General features: G+C 39.1%; 29 protein-coding genes. 23 read left to right on the forward strand and 6 right to left on the reverse strand.

Features of this window, described 5'->3' with window-relative positions; translation table 11 throughout:
- Positions 1–6: 6 nt before the first annotated feature.
- From MLC44_RS01100 to MLC44_RS01120, 5 genes are all read right to left on the reverse strand, one after another.
- The gene (locus MLC44_RS01100; protein ID WP_434658085.1) at positions 7–1242 is read right to left on the reverse strand and encodes an FAD-dependent oxidoreductase; all 1236 of its coding nucleotides are present in this window, start codon (positions 1240–1242) and stop codon (positions 7–9) included.
- Between the two features lie 2 nt (positions 1243–1244).
- Positions 1245–1376, reverse strand: coding sequence for a twin-arginine translocation signal domain-containing protein (locus MLC44_RS01105; RefSeq protein WP_434658088.1), 132 nt, complete (start codon positions 1374–1376; stop codon positions 1245–1247).
- A 320-nt stretch (positions 1377–1696) separates the two neighbouring features.
- A complete protein-coding gene (locus MLC44_RS01110; protein ID WP_434658091.1) occupies positions 1697–2251 on the reverse strand; it encodes a ribonuclease HII in 555 nt (184 codons plus the stop codon).
- Entirely contained in the window at positions 2251–2730 is a 480-nt protein-coding gene (locus MLC44_RS01115) for a hypothetical protein (RefSeq protein WP_418640937.1), read from the reverse strand. The genes MLC44_RS01110 and MLC44_RS01115 overlap by 1 nt, the downstream gene beginning before the upstream one ends.
- 268 nt (positions 2731–2998) lie before the next feature.
- Positions 2999–4063: an ATP-binding protein gene (locus MLC44_RS01120; RefSeq protein WP_418640938.1), complete on the reverse strand. Its 1065-nt coding sequence runs from the start codon at positions 4061–4063 to the stop codon at positions 2999–3001.
- Between the two features lie 177 nt (positions 4064–4240).
- On the opposite strand from MLC44_RS01120, the gene rpsJ reads away from it, so the two are divergent.
- From rpsJ to infA, 23 genes are all read left to right on the forward strand, one after another.
- Entirely contained in the window at positions 4241–4552 is a 312-nt protein-coding gene (rpsJ, locus tag MLC44_RS01125; protein ID WP_013326019.1) for a 30S ribosomal protein S10, read from the forward strand.
- An 8-nt stretch (positions 4553–4560) separates the two neighbouring features.
- Positions 4561–5136 (forward strand): 50S ribosomal protein L3, encoded by a 576-nt coding sequence (gene rplC, locus MLC44_RS01130; protein WP_151901244.1) that lies wholly within the window; start codon positions 4561–4563, stop codon positions 5134–5136.
- A complete protein-coding gene (gene rplD, locus MLC44_RS01135; RefSeq protein ID WP_188109991.1) occupies positions 5136–5750 on the forward strand; it encodes a 50S ribosomal protein L4 in 615 nt (204 codons plus the stop codon). The genes rplC and rplD overlap by 1 nt, the downstream gene beginning before the upstream one ends.
- Complete coding sequence (locus MLC44_RS01140) at positions 5750–6031, forward strand: 50S ribosomal protein L23 (RefSeq protein ID WP_151901246.1); 282 nt, start codon at positions 5750–5752, stop codon at positions 6029–6031. Before rplD ends, MLC44_RS01140 begins: the two co-directional genes overlap by 1 nt.
- A 1-nt stretch (position 6032) precedes the next feature.
- Positions 6033–6878, forward strand: coding sequence for a 50S ribosomal protein L2 (gene rplB / locus MLC44_RS01145; RefSeq protein ID WP_151901247.1), 846 nt, complete (start codon positions 6033–6035; stop codon positions 6876–6878).
- A 2-nt stretch (positions 6879–6880) separates the two neighbouring features.
- Entirely contained in the window at positions 6881–7156 is a 276-nt protein-coding gene (rpsS, locus tag MLC44_RS01150) for a 30S ribosomal protein S19 (protein ID WP_151901248.1), read from the forward strand.
- A 2-nt stretch (positions 7157–7158) separates the two neighbouring features.
- Positions 7159–7476, forward strand: a complete 318-nt coding sequence (gene rplV, locus MLC44_RS01155; RefSeq protein ID WP_013326025.1) for a 50S ribosomal protein L22 — start codon at positions 7159–7161, stop codon at positions 7474–7476.
- Between the two features lies 1 nt (position 7477).
- Positions 7478–8194, forward strand: a complete 717-nt coding sequence (gene rpsC / locus MLC44_RS01160) for a 30S ribosomal protein S3 (protein WP_151901249.1) — start codon at positions 7478–7480, stop codon at positions 8192–8194.
- 2 nt (positions 8195–8196) lie between these two features.
- Positions 8197–8622, forward strand: a complete 426-nt coding sequence (rplP, locus tag MLC44_RS01165) for a 50S ribosomal protein L16 (RefSeq protein WP_151901250.1) — start codon at positions 8197–8199, stop codon at positions 8620–8622.
- Positions 8609–8797, forward strand: coding sequence for a 50S ribosomal protein L29 (gene rpmC / locus MLC44_RS01170; RefSeq protein WP_151901251.1), 189 nt, complete (start codon positions 8609–8611; stop codon positions 8795–8797). Before rplP ends, rpmC begins: the two co-directional genes overlap by 14 nt.
- A 9-nt stretch (positions 8798–8806) precedes the next feature.
- Complete coding sequence (gene rpsQ, locus MLC44_RS01175) at positions 8807–9052, forward strand: 30S ribosomal protein S17 (protein WP_151901252.1); 246 nt, start codon at positions 8807–8809, stop codon at positions 9050–9052.
- Positions 9053–9056: 4 nt separating this feature from the next.
- A complete protein-coding gene (rplN, locus tag MLC44_RS01180; protein ID WP_013326030.1) occupies positions 9057–9425 on the forward strand; it encodes a 50S ribosomal protein L14 in 369 nt (122 codons plus the stop codon).
- Positions 9425–9655 (forward strand): 50S ribosomal protein L24, encoded by a 231-nt coding sequence (gene rplX / locus MLC44_RS01185; protein ID WP_151901253.1) that lies wholly within the window; start codon positions 9425–9427, stop codon positions 9653–9655. The genes rplN and rplX overlap by 1 nt, the downstream gene beginning before the upstream one ends.
- Before the next feature lie 3 nt (positions 9656–9658).
- Positions 9659–10204 carry a 50S ribosomal protein L5 gene (gene rplE / locus MLC44_RS01190; protein WP_151901254.1) on the forward strand — a complete coding sequence of 182 codons (546 nt, stop codon included), beginning with the start codon at positions 9659–9661 and terminating at the stop codon, positions 10202–10204.
- Complete coding sequence (locus tag MLC44_RS01195; protein ID WP_151901255.1) at positions 10204–10389, forward strand: type Z 30S ribosomal protein S14; 186 nt, start codon at positions 10204–10206, stop codon at positions 10387–10389. Before rplE ends, MLC44_RS01195 begins: the two co-directional genes overlap by 1 nt.
- 72 nt (positions 10390–10461) lie before the next feature.
- Positions 10462–10860, forward strand: a complete 399-nt coding sequence (gene rpsH / locus MLC44_RS01200) for a 30S ribosomal protein S8 (RefSeq protein WP_151901256.1) — start codon at positions 10462–10464, stop codon at positions 10858–10860.
- A 9-nt stretch (positions 10861–10869) separates the two neighbouring features.
- Positions 10870–11406 carry a 50S ribosomal protein L6 gene (gene rplF, locus MLC44_RS01205; RefSeq protein WP_346389189.1) on the forward strand — a complete coding sequence of 179 codons (537 nt, stop codon included), beginning with the start codon at positions 10870–10872 and terminating at the stop codon, positions 11404–11406.
- 13 nt (positions 11407–11419) lie between these two features.
- The gene (rplR, locus tag MLC44_RS01210) at positions 11420–11776 is read left to right on the forward strand and encodes a 50S ribosomal protein L18 (RefSeq protein WP_151901258.1); all 357 of its coding nucleotides are present in this window, start codon (positions 11420–11422) and stop codon (positions 11774–11776) included.
- An 8-nt stretch (positions 11777–11784) separates the two neighbouring features.
- A complete protein-coding gene (gene rpsE / locus MLC44_RS01215; RefSeq protein ID WP_151901259.1) occupies positions 11785–12225 on the forward strand; it encodes a 30S ribosomal protein S5 in 441 nt (146 codons plus the stop codon).
- Positions 12226–12229: 4 nt separating this feature from the next.
- On the forward strand, positions 12230–12628 hold the full coding sequence (gene rplO, locus MLC44_RS01220) for a 50S ribosomal protein L15 (protein WP_151901260.1): 399 nt from the start codon (positions 12230–12232) through the stop codon (positions 12626–12628).
- Between the two features lie 2 nt (positions 12629–12630).
- Positions 12631–13893, forward strand: a complete 1263-nt coding sequence (gene secY, locus MLC44_RS01225) for a preprotein translocase subunit SecY (RefSeq protein WP_418640939.1) — start codon at positions 12631–12633, stop codon at positions 13891–13893.
- A 2-nt stretch (positions 13894–13895) separates the two neighbouring features.
- Positions 13896–14654 (forward strand): type I methionyl aminopeptidase, encoded by a 759-nt coding sequence (gene map, locus MLC44_RS01230; protein ID WP_151901262.1) that lies wholly within the window; start codon positions 13896–13898, stop codon positions 14652–14654.
- A 36-nt stretch (positions 14655–14690) separates the two neighbouring features.
- Positions 14691–14909, forward strand: a complete 219-nt coding sequence (infA, locus tag MLC44_RS01235; protein WP_151901263.1) for a translation initiation factor IF-1 — start codon at positions 14691–14693, stop codon at positions 14907–14909.
- Between the two features lie 29 nt (positions 14910–14938).
- On the opposite strand, the gene MLC44_RS01240 is transcribed toward infA, so the two are convergent.
- The gene (locus MLC44_RS01240; RefSeq protein WP_151901264.1) at positions 14939–15232 is read right to left on the reverse strand and encodes a chorismate mutase; all 294 of its coding nucleotides are present in this window, start codon (positions 15230–15232) and stop codon (positions 14939–14941) included.
- Positions 15233–15239 lie beyond the last annotated feature (7 nt).

Consider the following 15239-nt stretch of genomic DNA (forward strand, 5'->3'; position numbering starts at 1 on the left):
TCCCTGTTACGCGTTAAACATATCTCTAAACATACCTTTTGCCCATTCATTCAGAGCTTTTCCGTTGTTTAGGCCTGTTTTGCCGCGCCATTGCTGTGAAAGATCGACATTTGTAAATCCTTTGAGTTTTTTGCCCTCAAACTCATACTCTGCCCTGACGGAAATCGCATGTATCGGTCCGGCTGAAACAGCAGAATAACAGACTGTCAGCGGAGACTTCCAAGGAATGTCTTTTTTGCCGTTGACTCTTTGTGCTATAAGTTTCCCGATATAGTGACCTTCAGAATTTGATGTATTGCCTGATTTGGAGTAACCCATCGGACGTGCATCACCGGAGACAAAAATATCTTTTTCGCCTATAACCTCATAGGTAAACGGGTCAATATTTCCTACTTTCTTGTTAAATACATTGTCTTTTGCAACGCCGCAGACCTCCAAGAGCTTTCCGCCTCTGACATGCGGATAAAATGCAGCATCTTCAAAGGAATACTCATCATCAAATTCACCCGCGACAACGACTTTTTTATCTAAATCTATGCTCATTATTTTAGAGTTTGGATGGTACTCGATATAGTCTTTGTACATTTCGTCAAAAGAAGACTGGAATCCCTCTTTTTTGATCGTTATATCCGGATTTTCATCAAGAAGGATCACCTTGCCCTCAATCTCGTTTTTCTTAAAATAATCTGCTATCAGACAGGCTCTTTCATAAGGAGCAGGCAGACATCTGTAGTTTCCGCCGGGAACCGTCAGTATAAAATTACCGCCCTCAAAATCTTCCAGTTTTGCTTTGAGTGTCATGTGCTCGCTTCCGGGAATAAAGGCGGCAGGATACTCGGTGCGAAGCCTCTGTTCTGTAACTGTATCGACATTCCATGCACTGTAGTCATAGTCTATACCGGGAGCCAGTACCAGATAGTCATATTTGATGTCTCCGTTGCTTGTTTTAATGATTTTGTTTGCTTTGTCTATACCGATAGCCGTAGCATTAAAGTATGTATATTTGTTTTCGCGGGCTGCCTGTAAATAATCATGTGTTAAGAACTCCAAATCCACTTCACCCACAAGATACAGGTTGCTTATAGGACAGGATATAAACTCTGTTCTTTGTTCCACTAAAACAACATCCGCATTGGGTGCGAATTTCTTTGTGTATTTTGCGATAGACAAACCGCTCCAGCCGCCGCCTACAATCACTACTCTTTTGCCAGTTGCCGGAGGAAGAGGGGCGGGTGTGCCCATACCTACACTGCTGTTTGTTTTGTTTTGTTTTTTGAGGGTTTTGCTTCACCATAAGCGCACCCGGTCAAAGTTGTAGCAGCTGCAGCTACACTGATAGCACCAAGTCTCAGGGCATCTCTACGATTCATATTCATTCCATTCTCCTGTAAAGTTAAATATACTTTAAAAACAAAAACTTGTTTTCAATCAGGAAAATAGTATTACTGCTCGTCTTAAGCAATCTTAAAATATAAAATTAATTTATAATATTAAAGTATTAATCTTTTAATAATTATAATTATAAATTATTATTGTGCTGTTCTTGACCGTGTGTGAAAATGAAAGTTTCATACAGCAGGGCTTTTGAAACAGTTTGAGTTTATTTAAAATAATTTTATCACAAAAATGTAATATAGCTAAAATATTTTAATGATGTGTATAAAAGTAACATATAAGAAATATTAAAAGTCTATTTTTAATCGAAGAGTGTAGATTCCAGTGCCTTTATTTTGTAACTTCTGCGATGAATTTCGCAGTAGCCATACTTTTTTATCATGGCTACATGTAACTTGGTGCCGTAGCCTTTGTGCTTTTCAAACTGATACTGGGGGTATTTTTTTGCCTGTTCCAAAATATCTCTGTCATGTGTAACTTTAGCCAGGATGGATGCTGCACTTACTTCGGGGACTTTACCGTCAGCCTTGATCATAGTTGTCAGGTTTTGTACTCCATAGCTTTGGTTGCCGTCAAACAGATACTCATCCGCCTGCAGATTTTTCATAATTTCAAGAAGCCCTTTTTTTAAACATGCAGATATTCCATTGTTGTCTATATCCTGTGCAGAAAATTTGACGATATGGTAACTTGCATTTTTGACAATCAAGGTATAAAGAGCTTCACGCTTTTTGGCTGTCAGTTTTTTTGAATCATGCAGTCCGACAATGGTATTGTGCAAAATACAGCCGGCCATTACCAAATCTCCCGCCAGAGGTCCGCGCCCGGCCTCGTCTATACCACAGAGCAAATGCATCAGTTCATGCTCGCCATGGTAAACATTACAGAAACAATATATAAGAAAAAGAGGCAAACAAAGAGAACATAGACCCATACAACCCATTGATTGTACCCGCCAATTTCTTTCATTGTCTCAATACGTTTTTGCGGATCCGCAATAGCATTTTCTATCTCGGCTTTTTTCTGTTTATAGCCTTTGTATACAAAATAGGTAGAAAAACCGCCCGCAAGTATGGCAACAAGCAATCCGCCAAAGGGTATGGCAGTGGCCAATATGGAAAGCACAAAGAGCACAAGTGCAGGGATATACTGTTTTCTGTAAAGCAAAAAGGCCCATCCGCCAAAAAAAGCCCACCAGCTCCAAACCCATTTCATCGTGTCAATCCCGTTGACATCAAATTTGGAAAACGCCTGTTGGTACCAGAATGTTTTTTCCGGTTTGTTCACAAAAGCCTCCAGCATTGCTTTTTCATATTCGTCTTGAGGTAATTGCATAAACTTTTCCTGTTTGTTTTATATAACGTATTATAATGAAAGAAGTTAATAAAGTACAGCTTTGCCAACAAAAGTCAGCCAATTCGCCAGCCACTCCCGGCCCGCACTGAAGTACGGGTTCCAAAAAATCCGGAAATCTCCCTGGAACCGGTACTTCAGTGCCGGCTGTTGCACACTCTGCCATTCTCAGCCCGGACTGCATTCCCCGTTCCGAAAAAGCCGGAAATCTCCCCGGAACCGGTACTTCAGTACCGGCTGTTGCAACTTTTTAATCTCCCAGTGCCCAGATATCAAAAGGGATGATATCCACACTGCTGAGCGGATGCGCGATATTTCCCTCTTTGTTCATGGTTATGACCGTGATTTTTGTAATTCCGTAGCTGAATATAAAAGCTTCAATACTTTCAAGTTTCTTAAAGAGTCTGCGTTCATCCACAAAAGGTTTGCAAAGAATAATTTCATCGTTTGTGGGAAGATAAAAATCAATACCTTCTTCATAATAACATTCGGCAGATGATTTAAGCAGTTCAAGATAGACCATGTTTTCAAAAAGTTTTGCAAAGTTTTTTTCAATGCTTAAGGCACTTTTTAAAGAAGTATCACACAGATAGACTTTTTTTGTTGCACGTGTATGCTGATATTTTGCCAGTAAATGAATATACTTTTTTTCTGCCAAAAGAGCAAAAGATGCATACAATCTGTCTTTAGAAATTTTACGCGTACTTTTAAGCCTTTCATATAATGTATAGGCAGAGAGCTTCTGCGACATGAATTTTGCACATAAACACAATATGTCAAATTCAATTTCGCTCAGGGCGAACTGTAAAATATTTTGCAAATAAATTACTCGCTCATCCGGTGCTACAGTATGCATAGATGCAAGTCCTCCGAGTTGGAAAAAGTGGTTGAGCGCACTTGAGTCATATTTGTGCTCATATGCCAAAAATTCTTCATAATCAAGCGGATAAAGTGTCAAAGGCTCCAAAAAGTCAAAATTGTAGGGAATTTCACTTGTAATGACCAACTGCGAAACATTCACGAATTTGATGGTTGGATTGTAGTTATCCAAAACAAGTGTGTCAATTTTGTTGATATTGCAAAAAGAGGGGAGCGCGGCATTGAGTTTTTCGCTCTCTATACGTACATCATTGCAGTTGATATAAAGATAGGAGCTCTTTTTTAAAGATAAAAGATAGTTTTTGACCAAACGGGTTTTTCCGCTTTTGGTGATACCGCTGATTTGGTATGATCTGTCATCTATAAAAACTTTTCTTTGTATATATTTTTCTACATGTAAGTCGGTTTTATAAAATTCTTCGAGTAGTATTTCCATAAAATTTCCAATTTTTAAACTATCCAATTGTATCATTTCCTTATTAAAAGGAAATAAATTATAAAGAAAAACGATTTTTGGACCCTAAATCCTTGAATATTCAGAGCTCTTTGAGTATAATTCCGTTCCCTTAAAATAGTTGGGCTAGGATCCAACGAGTTCTTTAGAAGGAAAAACATGGAAAAAATTCGTTTAAAATTGAAAGCTTACGATCATCGTGTGTTAGATAGATCAGTAGCGTCAATCGTAGAGGCTGTAAAGCGTACAGGTGCCGTAATTCGTGGTCCAATACCTTTACCAACAAAAATTCGTAAATATACAGTATTGAAATCAGTTCACGTTAACAAAAAAGCGCGTGAGCAGTTTGAGATTCGTATGCACGCAAGAATGATCGACATCGTTTCTGCAACACCGGAAACAGTGGATTCATTAATGAAACTAGATCTTGCACCGGAAGTGGACGTTGAAGTTCGCTCTATGGACAAATAGGAGTAATCGTGGAATATATTGTTGAAAAAATCGGTATGAGCCGTACTATCACAGTTCCGTCTAAACCAGTTACTCTGTTAAGAGTTTTAGATGCGAAAGTATGTGAAGTGAATGAAGGTACTGCTATTGTCGCGTATAACAGTGGTAAAAAAATGAATAAAGCAATAGAAGGTCAACAGAAGAAATACAACCTTCCGACTGAATTTAACCGTTTTGTTACATTAGAAGTAACAAATACCGAAGCCGGTGATTTGGATTTAGCTCCGCTTGCAGAGGCAAGTGTACTTAAAACTACTTTCAACACAAAAGGTCGTGGTTTTTCAGGTGCGATGAAGCGTTGGAATTTCGGTGGTGGTCCTGCATCTCACGGTCACAGATTTGGTCGTAGAACAGGTTCTATCGGTAATGCTGAATGGCCAGGTCGTGTAATGAAGGGTAAAAAAATGCCTGGACAATACGGAAATACACAAAACAGTGTGAAAAATGAAATCGTTTCTTTCGATGCTGAAAACAAAATCATTGCGGTTTTAGGTTCAGTTTCAGGTGCTAACGGTTCTTTAGGTCGTGTAAAGGTAGCTAAATAATGAGCGCAATCGTTTTAAATGAAAAAATGGAAAAAGCATCTGAGTTAGCATTGCCAGAGTCTTTCTCTGGAATTAACCCTCATAACCTTTACCTTTATGTAAAGTCTGCTCAGGCTGCACAACGTGCAAACACAGCGACAACTAAGGGTAGAAGTGAAGTACGCGGTGGTGGTAAAAAACCATGGGCTCAAAAAGGTGGCGGTCGTGCCCGTGCGGGTTCTCGTCGTTCTCCTATATTCGTAGGCGGTGGTAAAGCTTTTGGTTCTCAAAACAACCGCAACTACGATTTAAAAGTAAACAAAAAGCAGAAAAAACTTGCTTTAAACTTTGCTTTGAATGAGCATGCACAAAATGGTACTCTTTTTATCGTTGACAGCATCTCTGTTGAGTCTGGTAAAACTAAAGATGCGGCAGCAATGTTCAAAGCTTTAGGTCAAAGAGATACACTTTTTGTTAAATCTTTATTAGATGAAAAAACATATTTGGCGTTTGAAAATCTGCACCAGACATATGTTATCGAATCTAATGAGTTAAACGCATACTTAGCTGCCAACTATCGCTCAATTGTGATAGAAAAAGCTGTATGGGAAACTTTGACAAGTGAGGCTAAGTAATGGCTGATATTACAGATATTAAATCTATTTTATATACAGAAAAGACTTTGGGTTTACAAGAAGATGGTGTTATAGTTGTTCAAACATCACCACGTATGACTAAAACAGGTCTTAAAGAGGTGTTTAGAGAGTATTTCGGAATAATTCCAACAAAAATCAACTCTCTGAATCAAAGCGGAAAAGTAAAACGTTTCCGTGGTGTACAGGGGAAACAAAATGACTTTAAAAAGTTCTATGTTACTCTCCCTGAAGGTGCACAAATAGAAAGTTTGGCGGTATAAGATGGCAATTAAAACTTATAGACCGATAACTCCGTCTCGTCGTTTTTATACGAATGTAGACAGTTCAGATATCACTGCTAAAGCGAGTGTCCGTTCATTACTTGTAAAACTTCCGACAACTGCCGGTCGTAACAACAATGGTCGTATCACTTCTCGTCACAAACAGGCTGGGGCGAAAAAGCTTTACCGTATTATTGATTTTAAAAGAAACAAGTTTGGTGTACCGGGTACAGTCTCTACTATTGAGTATGATCCGTACCGTAACTGTCGTATCGCATTAATTACATATGCAGACGGTGAAAAAAGATACATCTTGCAACCAAAAGGTTTAAATGTTGGCGATACAGTTGAAGCTGCAGAGTCTGGTTTGGATGTTAAACCGGGTAACACGATGAAACTCAAAAACATTCCTGTCGGTACACTTGTTCATAATGTTGAGTTAAAAGTTGGCAAAGGCGGACAAATGGTTCGTTCAGCCGGAACTTCAGCTCAGATTATGGGTCGTGACGGCAAATATGTATCTTTACGTATGCCTTCATCAGAAATGCGTTTAGTGCTTGGTGAGTGTTTAGCTACTGTAGGAATTGTTGGAAATGAAGAATTTGCTAACATTGTTATAGCAAAAGCCGGTCGTCAGCGTCACCTTGGTATTCGTCCACAGACTCGTGGTTCTGCGATGAACCCGATTGATCACCCGCATGGTGGTGGTGAAGGTAAAACGAACTCAGGTCGTCATCCGGTTACTCCTTGGGGTAAACCAACGAAGGGTGCTAAAACTCGTCGTAAGAAAGCTAGTGATAAGTTAATTATTACTCGCCGTAAACCAAATGCTAAAAGGGTAGGTTAATAATGGCTCGTTCAGTAAAAAAAGGTCCATTCGTAGATGATCATTTAATGAAAAAAGTGGAGGCTATGAAAGCCGAAGCGAAGAAAAAACCTATTAAGACATGGTCAAGAAGATCTATGATTCTTCCTGACATGGTTGGTTTGACAATAAATGTTCACAATGGTCGCCAGTTCGTTCCTGTATATGTTACAGAGAACCATATTGGTTATAAACTTGGTGAATTTGCACCAACTCGTACATTCAAGGGCCACAAGGGCTCTGTTCAGAAGAAGGGGTAGTCATGGCTAGAGCATTACTAAAATTTATCCGTGTATCACCTATCAAATCTCGTCTTATTGCACGTGAAGTGCAGGGTATGAATGCTGAAGAGGCAATGGCAGCTTTAGAATTCACTCCAAACAAGGCGGCAAAAATTATCTCTAAAGTAATTGCGTCTGCAGTTGCGAACAGCGGTAGTGAAGCTGAAGATTGTGTAATTACATCATGTCGTGTTGACAATGGTCCAGTACTTAAACGTTTCCGTCCACGTGCTCGTGGTATGGCGTCTGGTATTCGTAAACCAACAGCACATATCTTAGTAGAAGTAGAGGGTAAATAGTATGGGTCAAAAAGTTAATCCTATTGGTTTACGTCTTGGAATCAACCGTAACTGGGAATCAAGATGGTTTCCTAACTTTAAAACAGCTCCTGCTGCTTTGGGTGAAGATCACAAGATAAGAACATATTTGAAAAAAGAGCTTTACTATGCTGGTGTTTCCAACATCATCATTGAAAGAACAGTGAAAAGACTTCGTGTAACTATCGTTGCTGCTCGTCCTGGTATCATTATCGGGAAGAAAGGTGCTGATATCGAAAAACTTAAAACTGCTGTTCAAAAGTTAGTTGGTAAGTCAATCTCTATCAATATCAAAGAAGAGAAAAAAGCACAGACTTCGGCACAATTGGTTGCTGAAAATGTTGCGACTCAGTTAGAACGTCGTGTTGCATTTCGTAGAGCTATGAAAAAAGTTATGCAGGGTGCGCAGCGTTCTGGTGCAAAAGGTATCAAAGTTGCAGTTGCAGGTCGTTTAGGCGGTGCTGAAATGGCAAGAACTGAATGGTATTTGGAAGGACGTGTTCCTCTTCATACTCTTCGTGCAAAAATTGATTACGGTTTTGCCGAGGCACATACAACATACGGTATTATCGGTGTTAAAGTATGGATCTTCAAAGGGGAAGTACTGACTAAAGGTATTCCTGCAGAAGCGAAAGAAGAGAAAAAAGAGCGTCGTGGCAGAAAACCAGCCAGACGTGAAAATAGTGAAAAGGCTGAATAATCATGTTAATGCCAAAAAGAACAAAATATCGTAAAGTGATGAAAGGACGTAACCGCGGTTACGCTCGTTCTGGTTATAAATTATCTTTTGGTGACATCGCATTCAAAGCGGTAGAAGCCGGTCGTATTAACTCTCGTCAGATTGAGTCGGCTCGTATTTCTGCAACACGTCACATTAAAAGACAAGGTAAGATTTGGATTCGTGTGTTCCCTGCCAAGCCGTTAACTGCAAAACCTCTTGAAACTCGTATGGGTAAAGGTAAGGGTGCTGTTGATCAGTGGGTAATGAACATTAAACCAGGTCGTATAATCTTTGAAATGGGTGGTGTACCGGAAGAGCTTGCTCGCGAAGCATTAACTCTTGCTATGCACAAACTTCCATTCAAATGTAAAATTGTTACTGCGGAGATGAACAATGAAATATTCTGATTTAGCAGATAAAAATGCAGCAGAGCTTCAGGCGATGCTCAAAGAGAAAAAGACAGAACTGTTTACTTTAAAAATTAAACAAAAAATGATGCAATTACAAAATACTAGCGAACTTCGTGTTGCTAAAAAAGATATTGCTAGAATCAATACTGCACTTGCTGCAGTAGCAAAGTAGGGGCGGGCGATGGCTAATAAGCGTGAAATTCAAGGTAACGTAATTAAAATTGCAGGCGATAAAACAGTCACTGTACTTGTTGAACGTCGTGTAATGCATCCTCGTTATCATAAAGTTGTAAAACGTTTCAAAAAGTACCTGGTACATGATGAGCGTAATGAAGTAAAAGTCGGAGACGAGATTATTGCAATCGAGTGTCGTCCGCTTTCTAAGACTAAATCTTTTAGACTTAAATCAGTTGTAAAAGGAGCGTAGTAGTATGATACAAGGTTTTACTCGTTTAAATGTAGCTGATAATACAGGTGCTAAAGAGATTATGTGTATTAAGGTACTTGGCGGTTCCAAGCGTCGTTATGCATCAGTGGGTGACGTTATCGTTGCTTCTGTAAAAAAAGCGATCCCGACTGCCAAAGTTAAAAAAGGTAAAGTTGTAAAAGCTGTTGTTGTTAGAACGCATAAAGAAGTCCAACGTGAAAACGGTTCTTTAATCCGTTTTGATGACAATGCGGCAGTTATACTTGATGACAAGAGAGAACCAATCGGTACTCGTATCTTTGGACCAATCGGTCGTGAAGTACGTTACGCAGGATTCATGAAAATTGTATCTCTTGCTCCGGAGGTTGTGTAATGGCAAAATTTAAGTTTAAAAAAGGCGATATTGTAGAAATTATCGCTGGAGATGACAAAGGTACAAAAGCAGCTGTACTTGCGGTATTTCCTAAGAAAAACAAAGTAATCGTTGAGGGTTGTAAAATAGCGAAAAAAGCTGTTAAACCAACTGAAGAGAATACAAAAGGCGGGCATATCAAAAAAGAGATGCCAATCGATGTTTCAAACGTACGCAAAGTGGAGGCATAATAGATGGCTCGTTTAAAAGAAAAATATTTAGCGCTTAAGCCGGAAATTCAAGCAGCTTTAGATATTAAAAATGTAATGCAGATTCCTGAATTTGACAAAATTGTTATCTCTGTCGGTGCAGGTTTTGCTATGAAAGATAACAAACTCATTAAAAATATTGAAGATACTATCACTACTATAGCCGGTCAAAAAGCTTCTACTGTGATTGCGAAGAAATCTGTTGCAGGTTTTAAAGTACGTGAAGGTATGCCTGTAGGTGTTCGTGTAACACTTCGTGGTGAAAATATGTATAACTTCTTCGATCGCCTTGTTTCTATCGCACTTCCTCGTGTGAAAGATTTCCGTGGTGTTCCGAGAAATGGTTTTGACGGTCGCGGTAACTATAACTTCGGTCTTCAGGAACAACTTATTTTCCCTGAAATCAGCTATGATTCAATCATGCAGATTCATGGTATGAATATTACAATAGTAACATCTGCAGATTCAGACAAGGCGGCATTTACTCTTTTAGAGAAAATGGGAATGCCTTTTAGTAAAGGGAGCAACTAATGGCTAAGAAGTCAATGATAGCTAAAGCAAAACGTACTCCAAAATTTAAGGTACGTGGTTATACACGTTGTCAGATTTGTGGTCGTCCACACTCTGTACTGAGAGATTTTGGAATTTGTCGTATCTGTTTTAGAAAAATGGCAAATGAAGGTTTAATACCAGGTGTTAGAAAGTCTTCTTGGTAAGCCAAGAGGAAACTGCTAGCAGTCAGCAGTTATTTTGCAAAAACAAAATAACTACAAACAAGGAAAATATAAATGGCAATTAATGATTTAGTATCAGATGCGTTAACACGTATTCGTAATGCCGGTATGAGAAGATTACCGGTTACTACTTTGGTACACTCTAAAAGTGTAGAAGCAGTAGCAAATATCTTAGTAGACAAAGGTTACATTGAGTCTTGTAATGTAATCGAAGACGGTGTGAAAAAAACTATCAAAGTTGTACTGAAGTACGGTGAAGATGGAAAATCTGTAATCAATGAAATGAAAAGAGTTTCAAAGCCTGGACGTCGTGTTTATAAAGGTAAAGAAGATATTAAACGTTTCAAAAATGGTTACGGAACTATTATTGTAAGTACATCACATGGCGTACTACCAAATGACAAAGCATATGAGCTTGGCATTGGTGGTGAAGTTATGTGTACGGTATGGTAGGAGTATAGCATGTCAAGAATTGGAAAAAATCCTGTAGAATTTGCCAGTGACATTACTGTTACTACAAATGGAAATGTTATAACTTTTGCTAAAGGCAAAAACAGTGTTGATTTAGATACTAAAGGTTATGTGACTTTCGAAGTAGAAGGAAACACTTTAACTTTTAAAAATCTTTCAGACTCTCGTGAGCATAGAGCTTTCTGGGGAACTTTCAGAGCATTGGCCCAAAATATCGTAACAGGTTTGACTACCGGTTATGAGAAAAAACTTGAAATTAACGGTGTTGGTTACAGAGCAGCCGTTAAAGGAAAAGTTTTAAATCTTCAGCTTGGTTTTTCTCATGATATCAATTATGAGTTACCTGAAGGTTTGGAAGCAAGCGTTGAAAAGAATGTGATAACTCTTAGAAGCCATGACAAACAAATGTTGGGTCAGGCAGCTGCAGAGATTAGATCATTCCGTCCACCAGAGCCTTACAAAGGTAAAGGTGTTAAATACATAGATGAGCATATCGTGCGTAAAGCCGGTAAAACTGCTAAGAAATAAGGGAGGAAGATAGATGAATGCTAAAGTATTAAAAAGCAAAATTGCGAATCGTTTAAAACGTAAGCGTCGTATCCGTGCAAAAATATCTGGTAGTGCTGAACTTCCTCGTGTTTCTGTATTTAAATCAAACCGTTACTTAAGTGTACAGGCAATTGATGATGCAACTGCAACAACAATTTGTTCACTACACTCAAAGGCTACTGGTCACAAAGCTAATAAAGAAGGTGCTGCTGCACTTGGTGAGGCATTTGCTGCCAAACTCAAAGAAGCAAACATCTCTGAGATTGTATTTGACCGTAATGGTTACCAATATCACGGCGTAATTGCTGCATTTGGTGACGCAATTCGTGCAAACGAAATCAAGTTCTAGGAGCACAGATGGAAATCAATAGAGATGATTTTGAAGAATCAATAGTAAATATTGGTCGTGTAACAAAAGTTGTTAAGGGTGGTAGACGTTTTCGTTTTACTGCACTTATCGTTGTTGGTGACAAAAACGGTACTGTAGGTTATGGTGTTGGTAAAGCAAAAGAGGTTCCTGATGCTATACGCAAAGCTGTAGACAATGCTTTTAAAAATTTAACAACTGTTAAGATAAAAGGTTCTACAATAGCACATGACATTGAGCACAAGTACAATGCCAGTCGTGTTTTATTAAAGCCGGCATCAGAAGGTACCGGTGTTATTGCCGGTGGAGCAGCGAGACCTGTTCTTGAACTTGCAGGGATTAAAGATATCCTTACAAAGTCAATCGGTTCAAACAATCCAAACACACTGGTACGTGCTACAATTGAAGCACTTTCTCGTATAAAAGGATAGGAAAATGGGTATTGAAAATTTACAACCTGCTCCGGGTTCAACACATTCTCGCAAACGTGTTGGACGTGGTCAAGGTTCTGGTACTGGTAAGACTGCCGCTCGTGGTCAAAAAGGTCAGAAATCTCGTTCAGGTTACAAAAGAAAAAGAAACTTTGAAGGTGGGCAACAGCCACTTGCAAAACGTTTGCCAAAAATCGGTTTTCACTCGAAAGTGATCAAACCGTATGTGATAAACGTTGAAAAAATCAAAGCTGTAGCAGAACTTGGTGAAATTACAATGGAATCAATCCGTTCAGTTCACAAGGTTGCTTCTTCAGTGACTAAAATTAAACTAGTAGGTGCCAAAGCAAAAGATTTGGCATCGAAAATTAAAGACGAAAACGTTACAACAACAGGTAACTAGTTGTGAATAAAAATCTAGTAAATAAGATACTTATTACTATCGGTTTTTTATTTATCTACCGCCTACTGGCCTATGTGCCGGTTCCTGGCGTAGATACAGCTGTTATTGCTTCTTTCTTCGACTCACATCAATCAGACGCATTGGGATTGTTTAACATGTTCAGCGGAAATGCTGTACAGAGACTCTCTATTATTTCACTCGGCATTATGCCTTATATCACCGCCTCAATTATTATGGAGCTTTTAGCTGCAACATTTCCGACACTTGGTCAAATGAAAAAAGAGCGTGACGGTATGGTGAAATATATGCAGATTATTCGTTATGCGACTATCGTTATAACATTAATTCAGGCTGTCGGTGTCAGTGTAGGACTGCAAAGCTTAACCGGACCTACGGGCAACTCTGCAATTCTTGCCGATCACACTACATTTATCATGCTTTCTGCTGTTTCAATGCTTGCAGGTACAATGCTTTTAATGTGGATTGGTGAGCAGATTACACAAAGCGGAATCGGTAATGGTATCTCTCTTATTATCTTCGCAGGTATTGTTTCGGCAATTCCAAGAGCAATTGGTCAAACAATCGAAATGGTAAATACCGGTGCAATGAGTTTTATTACTGTCATAGCAATTCTTGCTTTGATTCTGACAACGGTAGGAATTATCATTTATGTTGAGCTTGGTGAGCGTCGTGTGCCTATAACCTATGCGAAAAAGACGATGATGCAAAACCAAAACAAACGTGTAATGAACTATATTCCTATTAAAGTGAATCTGGCGGGTGTTATCCCGGTTATCTTTGCCTCGGCAATTTTAATGTTTCCGATGACCGTGCTTTCAAGCAGTACAAATCCGGCTATGCAGGCTATTGCGGATTATCTGAATCCAAACAGTTACTTTTTTAACTTTTTGACCTTTGTGTTTGTTGTGTTTTTTGCATTCTTTTATGCCTCAATCACATTCAACGCAAAAGACATTGCGGATAATCTCAAACGTCAAGGCGGGTTTATTCCCGGTATTCGTACCGGTGATGCTACGAGAGAGTTCTTGAATGAAACGGCAAGCAGATTGACATTTACCGGAGCACTCTATCTTGGACTCGTTGCGACTCTGCCTTTTATGATTATAAAAGGGATGGGGGTACCGTTCTTCTTTGGCGGTACTGCCGTGCTGATCGTTGTGCAGGTTGCTCTTGACACAATGAGAAAGATAGAAGCTCAGATATACATGAGTAAATATGAAACTCTCAGTGCAGTTGGTCTGTAGCAATGGCTATTGCGCTTAGAAAACCTCAAGAAATTGAAAAACTTCGTGCCGCCAACAAAATTGTCGGCGGCACATTAGACCTTCTTCGTAAAAATACCAAAGTCGGTATGAGTTTAAAAGAGATGGATGCCATGGCAGAGGATTATATTCGCTCTCATGGTGCAAAACCCTCTTTTAAAGGATTGTACGGCTTCCCAAATGCGGTATGCACCTCACTCAATGAAGTTATTATTCATGGCATTCCAAGTGACTACAAACTCCAGGAAGGAGATGTTATAGGGTATGACATTGGAACAGAACTTGATGGCTGGTTCGGTGATGCTGCAATAAGCATGGGTGTCGGAGAAATCAGCAAAGAAGATGAAGATTTAATAGCCTGTGCAAAAGATACTTTGTATTATGCTATTGAAAATATCAAAGAAGGAATGCGCTTTAAAGAACTTTCCTATTTAATGGAACAGTTCATATTGGAGCGCGGTTTTGTTCCTTTACGTAATTTTTGTGGGCACGGAATAGGAAGAAAACCTCATGAAGAACCTGAAATTCCTAATTATTTGGCGGGCGGAAATGCAAAATCCGGACCGAAAATAAAAAACGGAATGGTTTTTTGTCTGGAACCTATGATATGTCAAAAAGAGCCAAAACCTGTTATCTTGGATAACGGGTGGGATGTTGTCAGTACCGACGGTTTACGCGGTTCTCACTATGAGCACACTGTCGCAGTTGTTGACGGTAAAGCTGAAATTTTATCTCTTGCGTGAGAGTTAAAGTAAGAAATTTCTTTATAAAGGACTAAAATGGCTAAAGCAGATGTTATTGAAGTTGACGGCAAGATTATAGAGGCTTTGCCGAACGCAACTTTTCGTGTTGAATTAGAAAACGGACATGTTATACTGTGTCATATCGCAGGTAAAATGCGTATGCACTATATTAAAATACTTCCAGGAGACAAAGTGAAACTTGAGTTGACACCATACTCTTTGGACAAAGGGCGTATCACCTACAGATACAAATAGGCAAAAGAGGTCTCGGCCTCTTTTTAATTTTAAAAATTCCCGGCGTTTCTTAACTCACTTATTTCCGTTTCAACCATTTCATCAATCATTATCTTAAAGAGTTCAGAGATCATATTCGGATTGACATTGAGCTCAATCGCCTTTTTTCTTACTTTCTGCATAATATCATCAATCCTATCCTGGGCTTTTACCTCTGCGACACTTTCTTTGAAACCGGCTGCCTGACGAATTAAATGGCTGCGCTCAGATATCAGTTCAACAAGTTTTTTGTCAATAATATCCACCTCGTCTCTTACTTCCTGCAGTGTATTGCATTTTTTCATATTTTTA

Source organism: Sulfurimonas sp. NW9 (genome assembly GCF_051132275.1).
Taxonomy (GTDB): domain Bacteria; phylum Campylobacterota; class Campylobacteria; order Campylobacterales; family Sulfurimonadaceae; genus Sulfurimonas; species Sulfurimonas hydrogeniphila.